Source organism: Microbacterium croceum (assembly GCF_023091245.1).
Classification (GTDB): domain Bacteria; phylum Actinomycetota; class Actinomycetes; order Actinomycetales; family Microbacteriaceae; genus Microbacterium; species Microbacterium croceum.
In genome coordinates, this window is record NZ_JAHWXN010000002.1 from 512,369 (window position 1) to 531,346 (window position 18,978).

At 68.5% G+C, this 18,978-nt stretch carries 18 protein-coding genes; 6 read left to right on the top strand and 12 right to left on the bottom strand.

All coding sequences use genetic code 11. The features are described 5' to 3' along the window. Positions 1-22: 22 nt before the first annotated feature. The 3 genes from KZC51_RS16585 to KZC51_RS16595 all read right to left on the bottom strand — a co-directional run bounded on the left by KZC51_RS16585 (position 23) and on the right by KZC51_RS16595 (position 3,793). Complete coding sequence (locus KZC51_RS16585) at positions 23-910, bottom strand: sugar ABC transporter permease (RefSeq protein WP_247631106.1); 888 nt, start codon at positions 908-910, stop codon at positions 23-25. Beyond that, positions 910-2,514 (bottom strand): maltose ABC transporter permease MalF, encoded by a 1,605-nt coding sequence (gene malF / locus KZC51_RS16590; protein ID WP_247631107.1) that lies wholly within the window; start codon positions 2,512-2,514, stop codon positions 910-912. The genes KZC51_RS16585 and malF overlap by 1 nt, the downstream gene beginning before the upstream one ends. 70 nt (positions 2,515-2,584) lie before the next feature. Next, entirely contained in the window at positions 2,585-3,793 is a 1,209-nt protein-coding gene (locus KZC51_RS16595; RefSeq protein WP_247631108.1) for a sugar ABC transporter substrate-binding protein, read from the bottom strand. A gap of 187 nt (positions 3,794-3,980) precedes the next feature. On the opposite strand from KZC51_RS16595, the gene KZC51_RS16600 reads away from it, so the two are divergent. Next, positions 3,981-4,469 (top strand): YajQ family cyclic di-GMP-binding protein, encoded by a 489-nt coding sequence (locus KZC51_RS16600; RefSeq protein WP_247631109.1) that lies wholly within the window; start codon positions 3,981-3,983, stop codon positions 4,467-4,469. A gap of 71 nt (positions 4,470-4,540) precedes the next feature. Here KZC51_RS16600 and KZC51_RS16605 read toward each other — a convergent pair whose 3' ends face one another. Then, positions 4,541-5,143 carry a hypothetical protein gene (locus KZC51_RS16605; protein ID WP_247631110.1) on the bottom strand — a complete coding sequence of 201 codons (603 nt, stop codon included), beginning with the start codon at positions 5,141-5,143 and terminating at the stop codon, positions 4,541-4,543. Between the two features lie 509 nt (positions 5,144-5,652). Between KZC51_RS16605 and KZC51_RS16610 the strand changes: the two genes are divergently transcribed. Further along, a complete protein-coding gene (locus tag KZC51_RS16610) occupies positions 5,653-6,285 on the top strand; it encodes a GntR family transcriptional regulator (protein ID WP_247631111.1) in 633 nt (210 codons plus the stop codon). A 7-nt stretch (positions 6,286-6,292) separates the two neighbouring features. Here KZC51_RS16610 and KZC51_RS16615 read toward each other — a convergent pair whose 3' ends face one another. The 5 genes from KZC51_RS16615 to KZC51_RS16635 form a co-directional block, all read right to left on the bottom strand. Continuing rightward, positions 6,293-7,300 (bottom strand): alpha/beta hydrolase, encoded by a 1,008-nt coding sequence (locus tag KZC51_RS16615; RefSeq protein ID WP_247631112.1) that lies wholly within the window; start codon positions 7,298-7,300, stop codon positions 6,293-6,295. Between the two features lie 61 nt (positions 7,301-7,361). Continuing rightward, entirely contained in the window at positions 7,362-8,735 is a 1,374-nt protein-coding gene (locus tag KZC51_RS16620) for an FAD-dependent oxidoreductase (RefSeq protein ID WP_247631113.1), read from the bottom strand. A 61-nt stretch (positions 8,736-8,796) separates the two neighbouring features. After that, positions 8,797-9,858, bottom strand: a complete 1,062-nt coding sequence (locus tag KZC51_RS16625) for a polyprenyl synthetase family protein (RefSeq protein ID WP_247631114.1) — start codon at positions 9,856-9,858, stop codon at positions 8,797-8,799. Between the two features lie 45 nt (positions 9,859-9,903). Further along, a complete protein-coding gene (locus KZC51_RS16630; RefSeq protein ID WP_308194318.1) occupies positions 9,904-10,623 on the bottom strand; it encodes a class I SAM-dependent methyltransferase in 720 nt (239 codons plus the stop codon). Positions 10,624-10,640: 17 nt separating this feature from the next. After that, positions 10,641-11,198, bottom strand: coding sequence for a DUF402 domain-containing protein (locus KZC51_RS16635; RefSeq protein ID WP_247631115.1), 558 nt, complete (start codon positions 11,196-11,198; stop codon positions 10,641-10,643). A 71-nt stretch (positions 11,199-11,269) separates the two neighbouring features. On the opposite strand from KZC51_RS16635, the gene KZC51_RS16640 reads away from it, so the two are divergent. Then, positions 11,270-12,517: an isochorismate synthase gene (locus tag KZC51_RS16640; protein WP_247631116.1), complete on the top strand. Its 1,248-nt coding sequence runs from the start codon at positions 11,270-11,272 to the stop codon at positions 12,515-12,517. Between the two features lie 123 nt (positions 12,518-12,640). Here KZC51_RS16640 and KZC51_RS16645 read toward each other — a convergent pair whose 3' ends face one another. The 3 genes from KZC51_RS16645 to KZC51_RS16655 are packed head-to-tail and all read right to left on the bottom strand — an operon-like array spanning position 12,641 to position 15,544. Then, positions 12,641-13,486: a PPK2 family polyphosphate kinase gene (locus tag KZC51_RS16645; protein ID WP_247631117.1), complete on the bottom strand. Its 846-nt coding sequence runs from the start codon at positions 13,484-13,486 to the stop codon at positions 12,641-12,643. 43 nt (positions 13,487-13,529) lie between these two features. After that, the gene (gene menD / locus KZC51_RS16650) at positions 13,530-15,197 is read right to left on the bottom strand and encodes a 2-succinyl-5-enolpyruvyl-6-hydroxy-3-cyclohexene-1-carboxylic-acid synthase (protein WP_247631118.1); all 1,668 of its coding nucleotides are present in this window, start codon (positions 15,195-15,197) and stop codon (positions 13,530-13,532) included. Beyond that, entirely contained in the window at positions 15,194-15,544 is a 351-nt protein-coding gene (locus tag KZC51_RS16655) for a PLD nuclease N-terminal domain-containing protein (RefSeq protein WP_247631119.1), read from the bottom strand. Before KZC51_RS16655 ends, menD begins: the two co-directional genes overlap by 4 nt. 81 nt (positions 15,545-15,625) lie before the next feature. Between KZC51_RS16655 and KZC51_RS16660 the strand changes: the two genes are divergently transcribed. The 3 genes from KZC51_RS16660 to KZC51_RS16670 all read left to right on the top strand — a co-directional run bounded on the left by KZC51_RS16660 (position 15,626) and on the right by KZC51_RS16670 (position 18,966). Then, positions 15,626-16,051 carry a hypothetical protein gene (locus KZC51_RS16660; RefSeq protein WP_247631120.1) on the top strand — a complete coding sequence of 142 codons (426 nt, stop codon included), beginning with the start codon at positions 15,626-15,628 and terminating at the stop codon, positions 16,049-16,051. 71 nt (positions 16,052-16,122) lie between these two features. Beyond that, a complete protein-coding gene (locus tag KZC51_RS16665) occupies positions 16,123-16,776 on the top strand; it encodes a DsbA family protein (RefSeq protein ID WP_247631121.1) in 654 nt (217 codons plus the stop codon). A gap of 111 nt (positions 16,777-16,887) precedes the next feature. Beyond that, the gene (locus tag KZC51_RS16670; RefSeq protein ID WP_247631122.1) at positions 16,888-18,966 is read left to right on the top strand and encodes a bifunctional lysylphosphatidylglycerol flippase/synthetase MprF; all 2,079 of its coding nucleotides are present in this window, start codon (positions 16,888-16,890) and stop codon (positions 18,964-18,966) included. The last annotated feature ends 12 nt before the right edge of the window (positions 18,967-18,978 follow it).

Consider the following 18,978-nt stretch of genomic DNA (forward strand, 5'->3'; position numbering starts at 1 on the left):
GGCACGTTAGTGCCATCCTGTCTCACCCCTTGGTGGCCCCTGCGGTGAGACCGCCGACGATGTACTTCTGCAGGAACAGGAACAGGATCATCACCGGGATCGCCGCCATCACCGCGCCGGCGGAGAAGGCCGACCAGTCGGCGTAGCGCGGGTTGGCGACCAGCTTGGTGAGACCGACGACCAGCGTCTGCTGCTCGGGCTCGATCAGGATGACGCTCGCGATCACGTACTCGTTGACCGTGCCGATGAACGACAGGAGCCCCACGACAGCGAGGATCGGAGCGACCAGGCGCAGGATGATCGTGAAGAAGATGCGGGCGTGGCCGGCGCCGTCGATGCGCGCGGCCTCATCGAGCTCCTTCGGGATCGTGTTGAAGAAGCCGTACATGAGGTAGGTGTTCACGCCGAGCGCGCCGCCGAGATACACCAGGATCAGGCCGGTATGGGTGTTCAGCCCGATCGCGGGGAACCAGTCCCCCAGCGTCGACAGCAGCAGGAAGATCGCGACGACGGCCAGGAGCTGCGGGAACATCTGCACGACGACGATCGTGACCAGTCCCACCCGACGTCCGGCGAAACGCATGCGCGAGAACGCATATGCGGCGCAGGCGCCGATGAAGACGGTCACCGCCCCGGTCACCAGCGCGATGAGGAGCGTGTTCCCGAACCAGCGGAGATAGGGGTTCTGCGGATCGGTGAGGATGCGCACGTAGCTGTCGATGCCGATCGCGGAGAACAGCTGGTTCGATCCGGTCAGCGTTCCCTTCGGGTTCAGCGACGCCGAGACGACGTAGAGCAGCGGGAACAGAGCGAATGCGCTCACCACGATGCCGACGACATGGCGCCATCCGGTGTCGGCGAACCAGGCTCCGACGCTGCGCCGGCGCACGGGGGTGTCGATGGTGCTCATCAGTTCAGCTCCTCGAGGGCCTTGGTCTTGCGGAAGCTGATGATCGAGATCGTCGCCACCACGATGAAGATCAGGATCGTGAACGCGGACGCGAGACCGTAGTCGCGCGTCTGACCGGTGAAGGCCACCTTGTAGACCATCGAGATCAGGATGTCGGTGTGACCGACCGGGATCGACACGTCACTGAAGCGCGGGCCGCCGTTGGTCAGCATGTAGATCAGGTTGAAGTTGTTGAAGTTGAAGGCGAACGACGAGATCAGCAGCGGCGCGACCGTCACCAGCAGCAGGGGCAGCTTGATGCGTCGGAACACCTGCCAGGGGTTCGCACCGTCCATCACGGCCGCCTCGTTCACGTCTTCGGGGATGCCCTGCAGTGCTCCCATGCAGACCAGGAACATGTAGGGGAACCCGAGCCACAGGTTCACGATGAGGATCGAGACCTTCGCGAGCGTGGGGTCGGTGAGCCACGGGATGTCCGCTCCCCCGAAGATGACCTGGTTGATGAAGCCGAAGCTCTCGTTCATCATTCCCGCCCACACCAGCGCGGAGAGGAAGGCGGGGAACGCGTACGGGAGGATCATGATGATGCGGTAGCCGTTGCGGAACCGCATCCGGGTGTTGTTGAACACCAGCGCCAGGAGCAGGCCGAGGAAGAACGTCGTGGCGACCGAGATGATCGCGAACACGAACGTCCAGATCGTCACAGAGATGAGCGGGCCGCGGATCGAGGCGTCGGTCACGGCGCGCACGAAGTTGTCGAAGCCGACGGTGACCTGCCAGCCGGGGAGAAGCTCTTCACCGTTCTCGGCGGTGAAGGCCCCGGTGCCGATGTCGGCGTATACCGTTCCGGTGCGGGTGTCGGTGATCGCGTCTGCGTCGGCATCGTACTCGAGCGTCGAGACGTACAGGTATCCGCTCTGTCCGTCGGGAGCGCGGAGGCTGCCGTCGTTCGGATCGTCGCTGAACGGCACGGCGAGGTTCTCGAGCTGCTCGGAGAGCGTGAACACCGTGGCGAGCGGGAGCGTCGTCCATCCGTCGACCGCGACCGCCTTGCCGCCGTCGAACTCGGCCTGCACCTGCTGCAGCGGCTGGTCGGCCGTGCCCAGCAGCGCATCGCCGGAATCGGGGTCGGTCACCAGCAGGCCGTAGGTGCCGAACTGCTCGACGACGGTCACCGGGTAGGTCGGGGAGTCCTCCACCCGCTCCTGCGCGGAGGCGAGCAGAGAGGAGATCGCCTGGCCCTTGGACCCGTTGTGCCCCGTGCCGTAGTTCGTGAAGCCGATGTACCCCGTGTACAGCAGGGTGAAGACCTGGAACACGACCAGGAAGATGATGCCGGGAGTGAGGTACTTCGCCGGTACCCGCCGGCGGGAGAAGTAGATGTAGTTGACGAAGACCGTGACCGCGATGACCAAGGCCAGGATGAGCCACTCCTGGTGCATATACAGCACGAATGCCGCGTAGACCGCGATGGCATCGACGACGGCCAGCAGCAGGATCTTCAGCAGCAACCAGCCGATCGGGCTGGATGCCGCCTCCGCGATCTTGGCGGCCTGTCGCTGGCGCTTCGTGAGAGGAGCCGTGGGCTCGACGGTGTCTGTCATCTCGTCCTCGTCAGGGTTCTGCCGGGGCGGGCGCGCAGCGCCCACCCCGGCAGGGTCGGTACGTGAGGTGTTACTTGATCGCGGCGGTCACGTCATCGACGAGCTTCTGCCACGTCGACTTCGCGTCCGCGCCGTTGATGATCGCGGCCTCGGCCACGCCCCAGTACTGCCAGACAGATCCCATCGCAGGGATGGCGGGCATCGGGACCGCGTCGGCGCCGACGGCCTGGAAGCCGGCGATGATCGGGTCGGATGCCGCGGAGTCCGCTGCCGCGGTGAGGGCGGGAAGCACGTTGCCCGCCTTGAAGAGCTCGAGCTGCACCTCTTCGGTGCCGAGGTAGTTCACGAGGAAGTCGTTCGCGGCGACCTTGTTCTTGGACTCGGCGCTGACGAAGAAGCCCTTCACGCCGGCGAACGGCGAGGCCGTCTCACCCGTGGGGCTCGGCACCGGGTCGATCGCGACGTTGATGCCGGCGTCCTTGGCAGCTCCGACGTTCCACGGACCCGTCAGCCAGAAGGCTGCGGTGCCGTCGAGGAACTGCTGCTTGGCGATCTCGCCGTCGATGTCGGTGTTCAGCGTGCCCGCTGCACCCTGCGCGGCGAGCCAGTCGGCGAAGGCGAAGCCACCCTCGCTGCCCAGCTGGAGGTCGGTGGAGTCGTAGCTGCCCGACTCGTCGGTGCCGAAGACGGGGGCGCCGAACGCGGTCTGGAACGGGTACAGGTGGTACGGGTTGCCCTCTGCGCCCTGCTCGACCACGAAGGTGCCCTTCGACACCATGTCGTCGAAGCTGGTGGGGGCGTCGGGGACGAGGTCGGCGTTGCGCAGGATCGCGATGTTCTCGACCGCGTACGGGAGCATGTAGACCGTGCCGTCATAGGTGGCGGCCTGCAGTGCGACGGGCAGGTAGTCCGCGGAGCTGTCTCCGAGCTCGATCGGCGCGACGACACCGTTGGTCGACAGCTCGCCCAGCCAGTCGTGTGCGCCCATGACGACGTCGGGGCCCTTGCCGGTCGGGACCTGCTGGATGAAGTCGTCCTTCATGTCGTCGACCGACTTGCCCACGAGCTCGACCTTGACGCCGGTCTTGTCCTGGTAGGAGTCGGCCGCACCCTGCAGCGCATCGACGCGCTCGGCGTCGACCCAGACGGTCAGCGTGCTGGCGCTGCCGCTGTCGGAGGAGTCGTCGCTGCTGGTCCCGGTGGAGCAGCCGGCAAGCGACAGAGTGGAAACGATGGCGATGGCGCCTGCGGCGACGATGCCCCTCTTGTTCACCTTCATTGGTGTGTGCCTCTCTCAGTGCTGATGGCCTGCGATACTGCAAGCGCTTACAGTATGCAATGAGTTCCGCTCGAATCGCAATGGACCATCCCTTCGATATCAAGCTGTGATGCCGATCTGTTGCCCGCCGCCGAGTGAAAGCGTTTCCAGACGGGCGGCACGCGGCCAGGCTCGGTACACTGCCTGTATGGCTGACAGTTCCTTTGACATCGTCTCGAAAGTCGACCACCAGGAGGCGGAGAACGCCCTCAACCAGGCCCGCAAGGAGATCGAGCAGCGCTACGACTTCAAGGGAACCGGTGCGTCGATCGCATGGAGCGGCGAGCAGATCCTGATCATCGCCAACTCCGAGGAACGCGCCAAGGCCGTGCTGGATGTCTTCCAGTCGAAGCTCATCAAGCGCAGCATCTCGCTGAAGAGCCTCGAGTCGGGCGAGCCCTTCGCCAGCGGCAAGGAGTTCCGCATCGTCTCGACCATCAAGGACGGCATCTCCTCCGAAAACGCGAAGAAGATCAACAAGATCATCCGCGACGAGGGCCCCAAGGGCGTCAAGAGCCAGATCCAGGGTGACGAGCTGCGCGTGCAGTCCAAGAGTCGCGACGACCTGCAGGCCGTGATCGCGCTGCTCAAGGGCTCCGACCTCGACGTCGACCTGCAGTTCATCAACTACCGGTAAGCACCGCCGCCCCCGGACATCACTTCGCCTCCCGCACGCACCAGCCAGCGGGAGGCGAAGTCACGTCGGTGTCAGTCCGGGAAGACCTGCGTGTACGGGACGACGATCTCGGCATCCGTGTAACCGGGCGCGGAGAAGCGGATCGTGTAGGCACCGTCGTATGCGGCGAAGCCGCCGATCGGCGTCTCCTCGCCGTACATGATGGCGTTCGATGTGCTGCCCAGACGTCGCGAGACGACAGGGACCTGCGTGGTGCCGGTCGCGACGGTGGTCTGGAGGATGACTGCGGGATAGAGTCCGTCGTTCGGTGCACCCTGCACGAAGGTCCATCCGTCGATGGTGCTGTCAGGTGCGTAGACCCAGATGCCGTCCGTTCCCGCGTTGTCGCCCGCACCCGCCCACGTGAACGTCACGGTGACGTTCGTCGGTGCGGTGGTCGCCGAGGAGAAGGTGATCTGACCGCTCAGGGAGAGCTCGGAGCTTCCGCCCAGGTTCGCATCGGGGAACGTCAGCACGACCCCGTCTGCGTTGATCGCGCCGGTGGCGACGCTGGCCGCGTGCAGCGGCACGGCGACCGCGGCGGCGACCACCGGGATCGACCAGGCGCCGGCGCTGAGGACCGTGCGGCGTGACAGTGAGGCGCGGGAAGCGGGGACGACGGACTCTTCAGTCATGGGACATCCTTAACGATGCGATCTCGGGGGCCGAAACCGGGGCGTCTCGGAATGGGACGAGCCTAGCAGTGAGGTCGACGCGGCCAGTTCATGTTTTCGGTCCGCCACCGCATCCCCCGAACTGGGGGTTTGGGGGCTCGCACCCGGCGAATAGCCGCAATCCGAGGAATAGCATACCGATATACGGGTCGCTATCACCAAGACTGTATGAGGCCGCAACCGGAGGCGGCCGACGACGCGGAGTCACATGCCGCGCTGCCGCACTTCGGCTTCGCGGTCTCGGGATCACGGAACCGGCCCTGTGGGGAACGGGAACCGGCAGCCGCATGTGGACGCGTCGTCCGTGGCCGGCGGGTGCCTCAGGCGCCCACCGGCCACAGAGCGGTCGCGCATCCTGTGCGTCCACCGTTCGGGTATTGGCACTGCGCACGATTCATGATGTAGTTGCCCTCCCGGGCGAAGATTCATGGGGTGCGCGGGAACAGAAGGACAAAACTGGGGGCAGTTCCATGAGCATCACGGAATCCAAGAGCATCGGGGAGAGCAAGCAGCTGTTGGCCGATGAGGTCTTCCACCACATCGGCCAGCAGATCATCGACGGCGTCCTGCCGCCGCAGCACCGGATCCGCGACGTCGAGGTCGCCGAGGAGTTCCACGTGTCGCGCACGCCTGTGCGCGAGGCGCTCCAGCGGCTGGAGCGCCTCGGCCTCGTCATTATGTACCCCAGCAGGTACACCGAGGTCACGATCGTGACGGAGGAGATCGTCGAGCAGACCCGCGTGTTCGCGGGCTACCAGGCGGGGATCTCGGCCCGGATGGGCCTCCCCCGGATCACGGCGATCCAGCGCACGCACCTGGCGAAGCTCGTCGACGACATGCACACCGCGCTGGAGGGCGATGAGGGCACCTCCGAGAGCCGGTGGGCGGTGTTCTCGTACCTGAGCGATCACAGCGGCAACACACAGCACATGTCGCTGATGAACGATGCCGAGGTCGCGCTGTTCCGCAACCTGCGCGACTGGCGAGTGCCTCGCGACGATCGGGAACGCATGCACACGACGTACGCGAGTTTCCGTGCCGCCATCCTCCGCGGCGATGCCGACGAGGCGGAGCGGCTCGCCCGAGCGATGTACTACGTCTGAGCGACGCTCACCATGTCGCGCGCCACCCGGTGACCCACGTCGCGAGCCGGTGATACGCGTCCTCCCGCGCCTCGTGCCGTGAGAGGAAGATGTCGTGCAGTGCGCCGTCGATGCGCTCGACCGTCACGGACGAGCCGAGCTTGAGCGACGCGCGCGCGATGTCATCCACGACGAGCACCGAGTCCGCCCTGGTGAGGTCATCGGACCAGCGAGTCGGAGTCGCCGAGCGCGCGGAGAGCAGCACGCACACCGGCGCGGCGATCGAGAGTCCGGACGCGACAGTGCGGTGCCCCGAGAGGATCGCGCTGAGCCATCCGGCGTACACCGCCATGCTCTGCACCGGACGCCACTCCAGGTTGATCTCCATCGGATCGTCCGGATCGAGGACCTCCTGCTGCGCCCGCGTGTAGAAGCCGAGATCCACCTGGGGTGCGACCTCGAGCGGACGCAGCCGCGCCGTCAGCTCGACCATCGGCGCGATCGCCGAGCGCACCGACGCGAACTGGAACTCCAGCCACGGGCTGTTCAGGACCACGGCATCGGCGGCATCCGGATGCCGGGAAGCCCACAGGCTCAGCGTCAATCCCCCGGTCGAGTGGCCGAGGAGCACGAGCTTCCGCGTCGTGCCCGTGCCGTCGGCACCGCGTCCCATCGCGTCGAGAGCCGCAGCGATGTCTTCGTCGTAAGTGCGCAGATCGGTGATGTACCCGGGCGTCTGCCCCTGGCGTAGGCTGCGGCCGTACTTGCGCAGATCGAGCGCGAAGAACCGTGCACCGCGCGACGTCCAGAAGCGCGCCAACCGCTTCTGGAAGAAGTAGTCCGACCAGCCATGGATGTAGAGCACGTCGACGCTCTCGAGCGGACGGCTGGTACCGGCGAGGCGCTCCCACCAGCGCAGCGGCCTCGGCAGCGCCCGCACGAGCGTCGCCACCACCGGACCCTGATCGTCTTCGCCGAGGTCGAGCGTCAGCTGCTCGAACTCGTCGCCGAGCACGTCCGGAGTCCAATCGACCATGCCGCCAGGCTAGCCGAGGGAAACGCGACGACAGGGCGGCAGGCCCGTCAGGACCTGTTCTTCACTCGCCGCGGGAGACCCGGACCATCTCGTCGCGCGGCACGACCTTGATGCGCGCACGCTCTTCGGGAGCGCCGAGTGCGATCTCATGCTCGTCGAGCCGGTGCCAGCCGTCGAGGTCGGTCCAGGTGACGCCGCGCTCCTCCAGGAGCGCGGGGATCGCCTCTTCCGAGGGGTCCTCCGGGCGCCACCAGGAGCCCTGGTCGTTGATGATGTGCCGCACGGTCTCCATCGCGTCGGACTTGGTGTGTCCGATGAGCCCGACCGGACCGCGCTTGATCCAACCCGTGGCGTAGATGCCCGGCATCTGCTGGTTCGAGTCCTTCGCGAGCACCTGCCCCTCGCGGTTGGGGATGACGCCGTGCTTCTTGTCGAACGGTACGCCGGGCAGCGGCGAACCGAAGTACCCGATCGCGCGGTACAGCGCCTGAATCGGCACCTCGCGCATCTCGCCGGTGCCGATGGCTCCACCCTGGCCATCAGGCCGGGTGCGCTCGTACACCAGGGCCGCGACGCGACCGGCGTCATCCTTGCGGACCTCGACGGGGCGCGCCCAGAAGTGCAGGTGCAGTCGGCGCGAGGCCGTTCCGCCCGCGTTGTTCACGGATTCGCGCTTGCGCCACGACTGGAGCACCCGGTCGATGACCATGACCTGCTTGTTGCTGGCGACGGCATCCTTCGACGCATCGTCGTAGTCGAAGTCCTCGTCGTAGACGACCATGTCGACATCGCGCAGCTCACCCAGCTCGCGCAGTTCGAGCGGCGTGAACTTCACCTGCGCCGGTCCCCGGCGTCCGAAGACGTGGACGTCGGTGACCTCGCTGGCCTTGAGTCCCTCGTAGACGTTGGCCGGGACCTCGGTGACGAGGAGGTCCTCCGCGTGCTTCGCGAGCATGCGGGCGACGTCGAGCGCCACGTTGCCGTTGCCCAGCACGGCGACGGAGGCGGCATCCAGCGGCCACTCGCGCGGCACGTCGGGGTGACCGTCGAACCAGCTCACGTAGTCGGCTGCCCCGTAGGAGGCGACCGCATCGATGCCGGGGATGTCGAGGGAGGTGTCGCGGATCGCTCCCGTCGCGAAGATCACCGCGTTGTAGTGGCGCTTGAGATCTTCGAGAGTGATGTCCTCGCCGAAGCGGACGTTGCCGAACAGGCGGATGTCGCCGCGGTCCAGCACGTCGCGCAGCGCCGTGATGATGCCCTTGATGCGTGGGTGGTCGGGGGCGACCCCATAGCGGACCAGACCGTACGGCGCGGGGAGCTGCTCGAAGAGGTCGATGGAGACATCGAACCTGCGCTCGGCCTTCAGCAGGATGTCGGCGGCGTAGATGCCGGCGGGCCCTGCTCCGACGATGGCCAGTCTGAGCTTGGTCATAGGGGGGTCCTTTCGTGTGCCGTCGCCTCCTCCGCGCGCAGCCGAGGAGGCCGCGCCGTCGTCAGCTGGAGCGTTCGACGAGGGTCTCTGCGAAACGGGTGAGCGCGTCGCGCACGGTGCCACGCGGGAGCGGGGCGAGGGCGGCGATCGCATCCTTGGTCCAGGTGTGCGCGAGTGTCAGCGTCTTCTGCGTCCCCGCGTGGTCTCGCAGCTCGGTGAGCGGTCCGTCCAGGATCGCGGGATCGGCGCCGTCGGCGATGCGGGCGACTCCGTCGTCGATGCGTGCCGCGAGCTCGACCGAAGCCGCATCGGACTCGGCCTTCAGCAGCAGGTAGGGCATGGTCGGCACACCGGCGCGAAGGTCCGTTCCCGGCACCTTGCCCGTGTCCTCGGGCTTGGCGGACAGGTCGATCACGTCGTCGAGCAGCTGGAACGCGACTCCGATCTTCTCGCCGTACACGCGCAGCGGCTCTTCGTATTCGGCCGGTGCGTTCGAGAAGATCACGCCGCCCTGCGTCGCCGCGGCGATCAGGGAGCCGGTCTTGTCGGCCAGCACCTGGATGTAGAACTCGATCGGGTCGTCGTCGGGCTGCGCCCCGAGGGTCTCGTGCATCTGTCCGAGCACCAGGCGCTCGAAGGTGTCGGCTTGCAGCCGGATGGCCCGCTCACCGAGGCGCGACATCAGCTGACTCGCCCGCGAGAACAGGATGTCACCGGTGAGGATGGCGATGTTGTTGCCCCATACCGCGTGCGCGGCGGGCACGCCGCGGCGGCGGTCGGCGCCGTCCATCACGTCGTCGTGGTACAGCGAGCCGAGGTGAGTGATCTCCAGCGCCTTGGCGACGTCGATCACGGCCTCGGTGTTGCCGTCGCCGAGCTGCGCGGCGAGCAGCGTGAGCACCGGCCGGATGCGCTTGCCCCCGGCCTCGTACAGATAGCGGCTGGCAGCGTCGGCCAGCGGATCGGCGACGCGCACGTCTTCCGCCAGTCCCGTCTCGACGAGCTCCAGCCCGTCTTCGATGGACTGGGCGATCCGCCTCGCGGCAGGGCCGATGAAGACACGGTCGCTGAAACCGAGACGGCTCGCCAGTCGCGAACCCGGGGCTACGCGGCTCGAAGTCACGACCCCAGCCTACCGTCGTCGCGAAGCGGTGAGACGTCCATGCGACTACTCCGGCTTGCGCGCACGGTGCAGGGCGACGATGCCGAACGTGAGGTTGCGGTACGCGACGTCGGTCCAGCCCGCATCGCGGATCCAGGCCGACAGCTTCTTCTGGTCGGGCCAGTCGCGGATCGACTCGTTCAGATAGTCGTACGCATCGCCGTTCGTGCCGGCGACGCGGGCCACCCGCGGCAGGACCTTCGCGTTGTAGAAGCGGTAGACGCTGCGGAACAGCGTGCCAGGAGGAGTGGAGAACTCGTTGATCACGAGGCGTCCGCCCGGCTTGGTCACGCGGAAAAGCTCGCGCAGCGCCTGGCGCGGGTCGCTGACGTTGCGCAGCGCGTACGACATGGTGACGGCGTCGAACTCGGCGTCGCCGAAGGGCAGGTTCGTGGCATCCGCCTCGACAAAAGAGAGGTTGCGCATCGCCCCGTGGCGGCGCTGGCCCTCGGCGAGCATGCCAGGCGAGAAGTCCGCGGCGACGACCTGGGCGCCGCTGCGCGCGAGCGATGCGGACGACGAGGCGGTGCCGGCCCCCAGATCGAGGATCCGCTCCCCCGGCTTCGGGGCGACGGCGCGGGTCGTGGCGGCACGCCACAGTGCATCGTTGCCGAAGGTCATGGCCGTGTTGGTGCGGTCGTAGCCGGCCGCGACCTGGTCGAACATGCCGCTGACGCGGGCGGGGTCCTTGCCGAGATCGGCGCGATTGGGCTCGTTCGGGGTCACCTGATCCAGTGTAGGTGTCATGACCTGGGCGCGAGCCCCCGCTCCTCGAGCCGGTCGAGCCAGATGTCGGCGGTGGCGTCGTCGAAGGGCGCCACCTGCTGTCGGACCCGGTCTTCGAGGTCCAGGGCGAGAGCCTCCAACCGCGACATCACGTCGGCGGGATACCCGTAGCGGATGCTGTGCTCCGCCCACTCGTCGCGGTCGTCGACCCAGGTGCCGCGCTCGCCTTCGACCCGCACGACGTCGAGGTCCATGTCGATGCCGGTGGCCAGCAGGGGGTCATCCGACCACCGCACGTCGTAGCCGAGGTCGATGTAGATGCGCATGCCCTTGGGATGGTCACGGTTGACGGTGAGCGCGAAGTCGCCCTCCGGCGGGACGAGCGTCACGTTGGGCCCGGCGGCCACGAAGGCGGCTCCGGGTCGCGCGCTTCTCCAGCCCACGGGCTGGCCGAGCCAATCGCCCCATTGGTCGGCACCGAGGTACACGCACTCGTGCCGCCAGTGCGGCGAGTCGTCCCACTTGCGCCACTGGAAGATCATCTCGGCACCGGCTGCGGGACGTGCGTCACTCATCCGCCCACCCTAGAGCGACGCGCTGTGCGCGATGGCGTCCCGCCCCCAGCCCCGAGTCTTAGGCTGGAGCAGTGAGCAGCACGCTGGTCGTGGAGACCCGAGAGATCGATCCGGTCGAGGATCTTCTGGCCGCGGCGGACCCCGCGCGACCGCTGGCCTGGCTGCGACGCGGCGAGGGCATCGTCGCGGTGGGTGAGCCGCTGCGCGAGCTGCGTGCGTCGACCGGCTCCACCGGACTGCGCAGTTCCGCGCTCGCGACGGCGTGGCGCCACCTGGCGTCCGGAGCTCGGATCGACGACCCTGTCGGCCTTCCCGGCACCGGACTGGTCGCCTTCGGCGCGCTCGCCTTCGACGAGAAATCCGCCTCCGACAGCGTGCTCGTGATCCCCTCGCAGGTCATCGGACGACACGGCCATACCTTCTGGCGCACGACGATCCGCGCCGCGGACGCCCCCGACCCCGTCGTCGCCGAGGACCAGCCGTATGGGCCGCACTGGGCCGGCACGGTCGGTCCGGGGGCGCAGAGTCCGCAGGGCTATCAGGACTCGGTGCGCCAGGCGCTCGGGCGCATCGCTCAGGGGGAGCTGAGCAAGGTCGTGCTCGCGCGCGACCTCACCGGCACGATCCCGGCCGGTTCCGACCTGCGGCGTCTCGTGCGGGCGCTCTCGACCGGCTACCCCGACACGTGGGCGTTCGCGGTCGACGGGCTCATCGGCGCCAGCCCGGAGACCCTGGTGACGGTGCAGAACCGCACCGTCACGGCGCGGGTGCTCGCCGGCACGGCCGGGCGCGGGGCCGATGCCGATGCCGACACCGCCGTGTCTGCTGCCCTGGCCTCGAGCACCAAGGACCTCGACGAGCACCAGTACGCGGTGCAGAGCGTGCTCGCCTCGCTCCGCCCGCACACGCGGGCCCTCGCGGCGAGCGAACAGCCGTTCCTGCTCAAGCTGCCGAACCTGTTCCACCTCGCGACCGATGTGGAGGGGGAGCTCGCGGAAGGCGAGTCTGCGCTCGACCTGATCGGCGCCCTGCATCCGACCGCCGCGGTCGCCGGCACCCCGACCACCATCGCGATCGGTGTGATCCGCGAGCTCGAGCCCTTCGACCGCGGCCGCTACGCCGGGCCGGTCGGCTGGGTGGACGCGGAGGGCAACGGCGAGTGGGCGATCGCACTGCGGTGCGCGCAGTTCGAGGCGGGAGCGGACGACATCCACGTCACCGCCTACGCCGGGGCGGGGATCGTCGCGGGTTCCGACCCGGAATCCGAGTTGCTCGAGACGCGCGTGAAGTTCCGCCCCCTGGTCGACGCGCTGGCCTGAATCGGTCCGGGAGCCGGGGACGCGACCTCCACGACTCAGGCGCAACGGAACCGAACCCAACCGAATCCGCCGTTTCCGGCGCGAGCGAGGCCGATCGTTCTGAGTTGAGGCGGGGCTCGGCGGTCAGCTCGCCTCGAGGCGCTTCTTCTCAGCCTCGACATCGAACTCCGCGACCGGCCACTGCGGATCGATGTCCTCCAGCACCGCGAGCAGCAGCTCCTGCACGGCCAGCCGCGCGTACCACTTGCTGTTCGCCGGGATCACGTGCCACGGCGCAACCTCGGTCGAGGTGCGGTCGAAGGCTGTCTGGTACGCCTCCATGTACTGCGGCCACAGCAGGCGCTCGTCGACATCGCCGGGGTTGTACTTCCAGTGCTTGTCCGGCCGCTCGAGGCGCTCGCGCAGGCGTGCCTTCTGCTCGTCGGGCGAGATGTGCAGCATGACCTTGATGATGCGCACGCCGGATGCCGCGACCTGCGCCTCGAACGCGTTGATGGCCTCGTAGCGGCGCTCGATCTCGGAGGCGTCGGCGAGTGCGCGGACCTTGCCGATCAGCACGTCCTCATAGTGCGAGCGATCGAACACGCCGATGAACCCCGGCTCGGGGAGGCGCTTCTCGATGCGCCACAGGAAATCGTGCTCCCGCTCCTCGGGAGTCGGGGCCTTGAACGCCGCGAGCGCGACGCCCTGCGGATCGACGCCTCCGACGACGTGCCGCACGATGCCGCCCTTGCCCGCCGAGTCCATCGCCTGCAGCACCAGCAGCACGGCGTCCTGCGCCACCCCGGCGCGGCTCTCGGCGAACAGCCGTTCCTGGAGCGTGTTCAGCGAACCGAGCCCCTTCTCCAGGTCGAGGGCCCCCTGCGCCTTGCCGTGCTCGTAGCCTGGCGTGCTCTCGGGGTCGACGTCCGCGAGACGGAAGCCCTCGTCGACACGGAGGATGTCTGCCCAGCGGCGCGCATTCGTCATGTGCTCATCCTGCCTACTCTCGGCCGGTTCCGCACCTGTGGCGTCAGCGCGGCAGCGGGACCTCGATGAGCTGACGGCCGCCGCCAGGTGTGGTGAGTACCTGGTCGAGCGCCGTGCGAGTGGTCACCCGCTGGTATTCCCAGCCGTAGGCGATGGCCAGGTGCTCCAGTCGCACGGTGTGCGGAGTGTAGAAGGCGCGGTCCAGATCGGCGGGCGCTGCGGAGCTCGCGACCTCGAGCGAATCGAAGATCGTGCCGCCTCCGTCGTTGCCGACGATGACCTGCAGCCGCGGCTCGATCTCGTCCGGTGGTAGCAGCAGCGAGCCGACGTCGTGCAGGAAGGCGAGGTCGCCCAGCAGCACCCGGGTGACACCGGGCGTGCCGTCCGCCTGACTCGCCAGCGCGATGCCGGTTGCGGTCGCGATCGTGCCATCGATGCCCGCAAGACCCCGGTTGGCGTGCACCGGCACCTTCTTGCCGCCGAGCACGGCATCGGCCACCCGGACCAGCCGCGAGGACCCGAACACCAGGCGGTCGTGCGGCCACGTGGCCCGCCACACCGAGTCGACGAGCAGTTCCCGATCCAACGGCCGGCGCACCGCGTCGAGCTCGGCACGCACGGCGTCGCGTCGAGCGGCGAAGTGCGTGGAGGAGAGTCCGTCCTGGTCGGGAGCCGCTTCGCTGAGGTCGACGACCGCCCCGGCAGAGGCTTCGAGCCAAGCGCCGAGCCACTCCCGATCGGGGGTGCCGTCCGCGACGACCACGGACGCCGCCGCGCGAGTGCGGTGGTTGAGATCGAGTTGCTCGCCGCCTCGCCGAACCGCCACGACATCGACGTGCGGACGGGAGAGCAGTGCCGTGACCTCGCGGCTGAGCGTGGGATGCCCGAGCACCACGGCGCGCTCGATGCGACCGCCGAGGTCGTCGCGGCGCAGGAGCCCGCGATAGCCGTGCACGATCTGACGCCCGAACCGCGCTCCGCTGACGATCTCGGCGATCAACGGCCAGCCGCCGGCATGCGCGAGCTCCTCCGCACCGGCTCCGGCATCCGCCCCGGCGATCACCACCGTGCGTGGCCCTCGTTCCAGCACGAGCGGTTCGCCCGCCACGATCACGGGGGGCGGCCCGGGGATCGCGTCGGGCGTGGAGACCCCACCGGATAGCGGCTCACGCGACGGCAGGTTGAGGTGCACAGGGCCGGCGACTCCGGCACGACCACGAGCCGCGTCGGCGCCGAGAGCGACGCACACGACGCGCCCTGCCAGGGCCGACCACTCGTCACCGACCACCGGGACCGGCGCATCGATCTCTTCACGCGCCCACGACGAGAACATCCCCGGCTGCGCGGTGGCCTGGTTCGCGCCGACGCCCCGCAACTCCGGAGGGCGGTCGGCTGTCAACAGCAGCAGCGGCACACCGGAGTGGAAGGCTTCCATGGCCGCGGGCAGGAGGTTCGCTGCCGCGGTCCCCGAGGTGCACAGCACGGCGACAGGGAGTCCGGTCTCGCGCGCGATGCCCAGGGCGGTGAACCCGGCGACGCGCTCGTCGATGCGCACGTGCACGCGGAGCAGACCCTCGTCGGCCCGACGGACCGCGGCAAGCGCGAGCGCCTGGGAGCGCGAGCCCGGCGACAGGACGAGATCGCGCACGCCATGGGCGATGAGTTCGGCGATCAGCGACGCCGCGGCTTCGGAGGCGGGAGACGTGGTCACGCGCGAGGTTCCGGCGCCGGACCTTCGTCGGTCTCGTCGTCCAGGCGGGCGAGTTCCTCTTCGAGACGGCGGATGCGGGCGTCCTGCTCGGTCTTGCTGATGCTGCGCAGGAACGCGGGGTCGTCATCCGGAGCGAGCACCCGGGGGACGCCCTGATCATCGGCGCGGCGACGTCCGATCACGAACCAGAGGATCCCGCCGATGACCGGGATCAGGATCACGATGACCAACCACACGGGCTTTCGCACACCACGATGCCGCGTCGCCGGCTGCACAGCGCAGTCGACGATGCTGAACACCCAGAACACGGCGGCGAGGAAGCCGCCGACGATCAGTAGTCTCGCCACCCTTCCAGTCTAGGCGGGTCGACAGGAGCCGGGTCCGCCTCCCGATCCGCACCGACGCGCCGTTGCTAGACTGCGCGGGAAATGCCGCTCTCGCTCCTTCATCTTCCGCTGCGAGCGCGGACCGAGCAGATGCTGCTGGCGAAGATCGTCACGGCCCTCGGTCTCGCGCTCCTGCTCGTCGTGGGCGCCTGGTCGACGTCGCGCGGTGACGCCGATGTGCACGCCACCCTGTGTCTGGCTCCCGGAGCCTCCGCCCCGGCTGCCGCCGCAGGGGCCGAGCACCACGACGAGGGCGCCGCTGTGGACGTGCTGTCATCGGATGCCGCGCTCTGCGTGATCGCCGTGCTCTGCGGTGTGGCGCTCGTGCTCCTGCTTCGCCGTGTGCTCGCGCGCGGCCGCGGTGTTCTCGCGGGAAGAGGAACCAGGACGGTGCCGCTCGTGCGCGCGGGACCGCAGCGCATCCCCTCCGCTCTCACCCTCATCGAGCTCTCGATCTCCCGTACCTGAACGACCGCGTCGAACGAGCCGCCGCCCGCGGCACCCTTCCCCTGTCGTTGCACCCGTACCTGGAGACCCCTATGAGAACCCCTGTCAAGGCGACCCTGATCGCCATCGCCGTCGCCATCGTCCTGCTGATCGTCGGCATCGTCTTCGCCATCAACCAGCGCGCTGCCACACCGGAGCCGCAGGCCGGAGAGAAGCTGCAGACCGTCCGTGCCGACTCGCATGTGCTCGATCAGGGCGGTGCGGATGCCGTCACGGTCGTCGAGTTCCTCGACTTCGAGTGCGAGGCATGCGGCGCCTTCTACCCGATCGTGGAGGAGCTCCGCGAGACCTACGCCGGCGACATCACCTACGTGGTGCGGTACTTCCCGCTCCCCGGCCACATCAACTCGACCCAGGCCGCACTGGCCGCGGAGGCCGCAGCCCAGCAGGACCGGTTCGAGGACATGTACCACCGCCTGTTCGAGACTCAGGCGCAGTGGGGCGAGGGTTCCGAGGAGACCCCGGCCGTGTTCCGCGCGTTCGCCGAGGACCTCGGTCTCGACATGGCTGCGTACGACGCCGCGATCGCCGACCCCGCCACGCGCCAGCGCGTCGAGTCGGACAAGGCCGATGGCGAGAAGCTCGGCGTGAGCAGCACCCCCTCGTTCTTCATCGACGGCGAGCCCGTGGTGCTGCAGGAGTGGGACGACCTCGAGCAGGCGATCGAGAAGGCCGTGAACGGCTGAGTCCGGCCTCCCTGTCGGTGCCCGCTGCGGCACCGACAGGGCTCGCGCCGCGTTCCGAGCGGCGCATTCGAAGAAGGGCGGATGTGCCGCCACCCTCGCTACGCTGAGCGCATGACCGAGGCGCGAACGCACACGCCGAACCGCGTGCTCTCCATCGCGAGGCGCATGCCGGCGACGCTGTCGATGGTGCTGCTGATCGTGGCAGTGGGCGTGATCTGGCACGGTCTGTGGGCCCCGTTCGAGGACACGGCTCTGTTCCGCACCGTGGCGTACGGGCTGCCGAACCTCGCCGACGGCAAGTGGTGGACGCCGCTGACGGGCACGTTCTTCGTCAACCAGCCCTGGGTGTACGTGTTCACCATCTCCGGATTCTGGGGCATGGCGTACCTGGAGTTCCGACGCGGTTCGCGCGTGGCGCTCGCGTACTACTGGATCGGTCAGCTCTTCGCGATCTTCGCCACCGCACTCCTGCTGCTCGCGCTCTCTCAGTTCCCCTGGGCGTGGGCCGCGACGCAGGCGCAGGCGCTCGACGTCGGCGCATCCGGCGGCACCATGGCCTGCATCGCGGCAGCAGTCGGCCTCTTCCGCCCTCCCTGGCGGGTCCGCGGCTGGCTGATCCTGCTCGGGTTCGTCTTCATCGCGATGCTGTTCTGGGGCAAGGTCGCCGACCTCGAGCATCTGCTCGCGGTGCTGCTGATCCTGGTGGTCGACCGGTCTCTGCGCGTGCGCCGCACCACTGTGCGGGAGCAGCGGCTCATCGCCGTGGTCGCGATCCTCGTGCTCGGCGCGGTCGAGCTCATCACGACCTTCGTCGCGACCGACGGTCCCTTCGGCCCGACCGATCCCGCTTCCGGTGGCTTCATCGATCTCGCGATCGACCTCGTCGTGATCCTGGTGCTGGTCAACGGCCTGCGTCGGGGACGACGCTTCGCCTGGGTGCTCGCGATCCTGCTGGGTCTGTACAACCTGCTGGGTGCTGCGCTGGTGCTCACTCTCATCATCCTGACCAGCCAGGCGGAGCTCGATCTGCACTGGGACGGCGAGACCGAGCTCGTGATGGCCAACGGATTCCTGTGGCTGATCATGATCGTCTACCTCGTATGGGTGCGCCGCGCATTCCGCGCCAAGCGTCGCTCCCCTCTGGGCATCCAACCGCCGCCCACGATCGACGACGCGAAGACCGAGCTGCGCACGCATGGCGGCGGGACGCTGTCGTGGATGACCACGTGGGACGGCAACAGCTACGCGCGCACCAACGGCGGCATCCTCGCGTACCAGCGGCGCAACGGCGTGGCGCTGGCTCTCGCCGACCCGATCGGCCCGGCCCCGCTGCGGGCCACTGCGGTCGAGGACTTCATCCGCGACGCCGAGCTTGCGGGGCTGGTCCCCTGCTTCTTCAGCGCGGATGAGGCCACCCGCGCTGCCGTCCCGCCGACCTGGCGCAGCATCGTGGTCGCCGACGACACGATCGTCGACCTACCGGGACTGACCTTCACCGGAAAGCGCTGGAACTCCGTGCGCACCTCGCTCAACAAGGCGGGTCGCGAGGACATGACCTTCCGCATGACGCACCTGAAGTCGGAATCGTGGGGCGTGCAGCAGCAGCTGCGTGCGATCTCCGAGGCGTGGGTCGGCGACAAGGACCTGCCCGAGATGCGCTTCACGCTGGGCACGCTGGAGGAGGCGGAGGACCCCGAGGTGCGACTCGCGCTCGCGCTCGCGCCCAACGGCGACGTCGACGGCTTCCTCTCGTGGCTCCCGGTGTACGGCGAGGGCGGCGCGGTGCGCGGCTGGACGCTCGACCTGATGCGGCGCCGCGAGGGGGGCTTCGGCCCGGTGATGGAGTACCTGATCGGATCGTCGGCGCAGCAGTTCTCGGAGGAGGGCGCCGCGATCATGTCACTGTCGGGCGCGCCGCTCGCGCACGACTATCCGCCGGACGCGGGAGTGATCGCGGCGCTGAGCGATCGGCTCGCCGAGGCACTGGAGCCCGTCTACGGCTTCGGATCACTGCACCGGTTCAAGCAGAAGTTCCACCCGCGCTACGAGACCATGTATCTGCTGTTCCGCGACGAGAGCGACCTCACCCGGATCGGCGGGGCGCTGACGCGTGCCTTCCTGCCGGATGCGACGCTGCGGCAGTTCGCGGGTGCAGGCCTGGAGCTGGTGCGCGGCGGCGACAAGGACTGACCGCGACCGGGT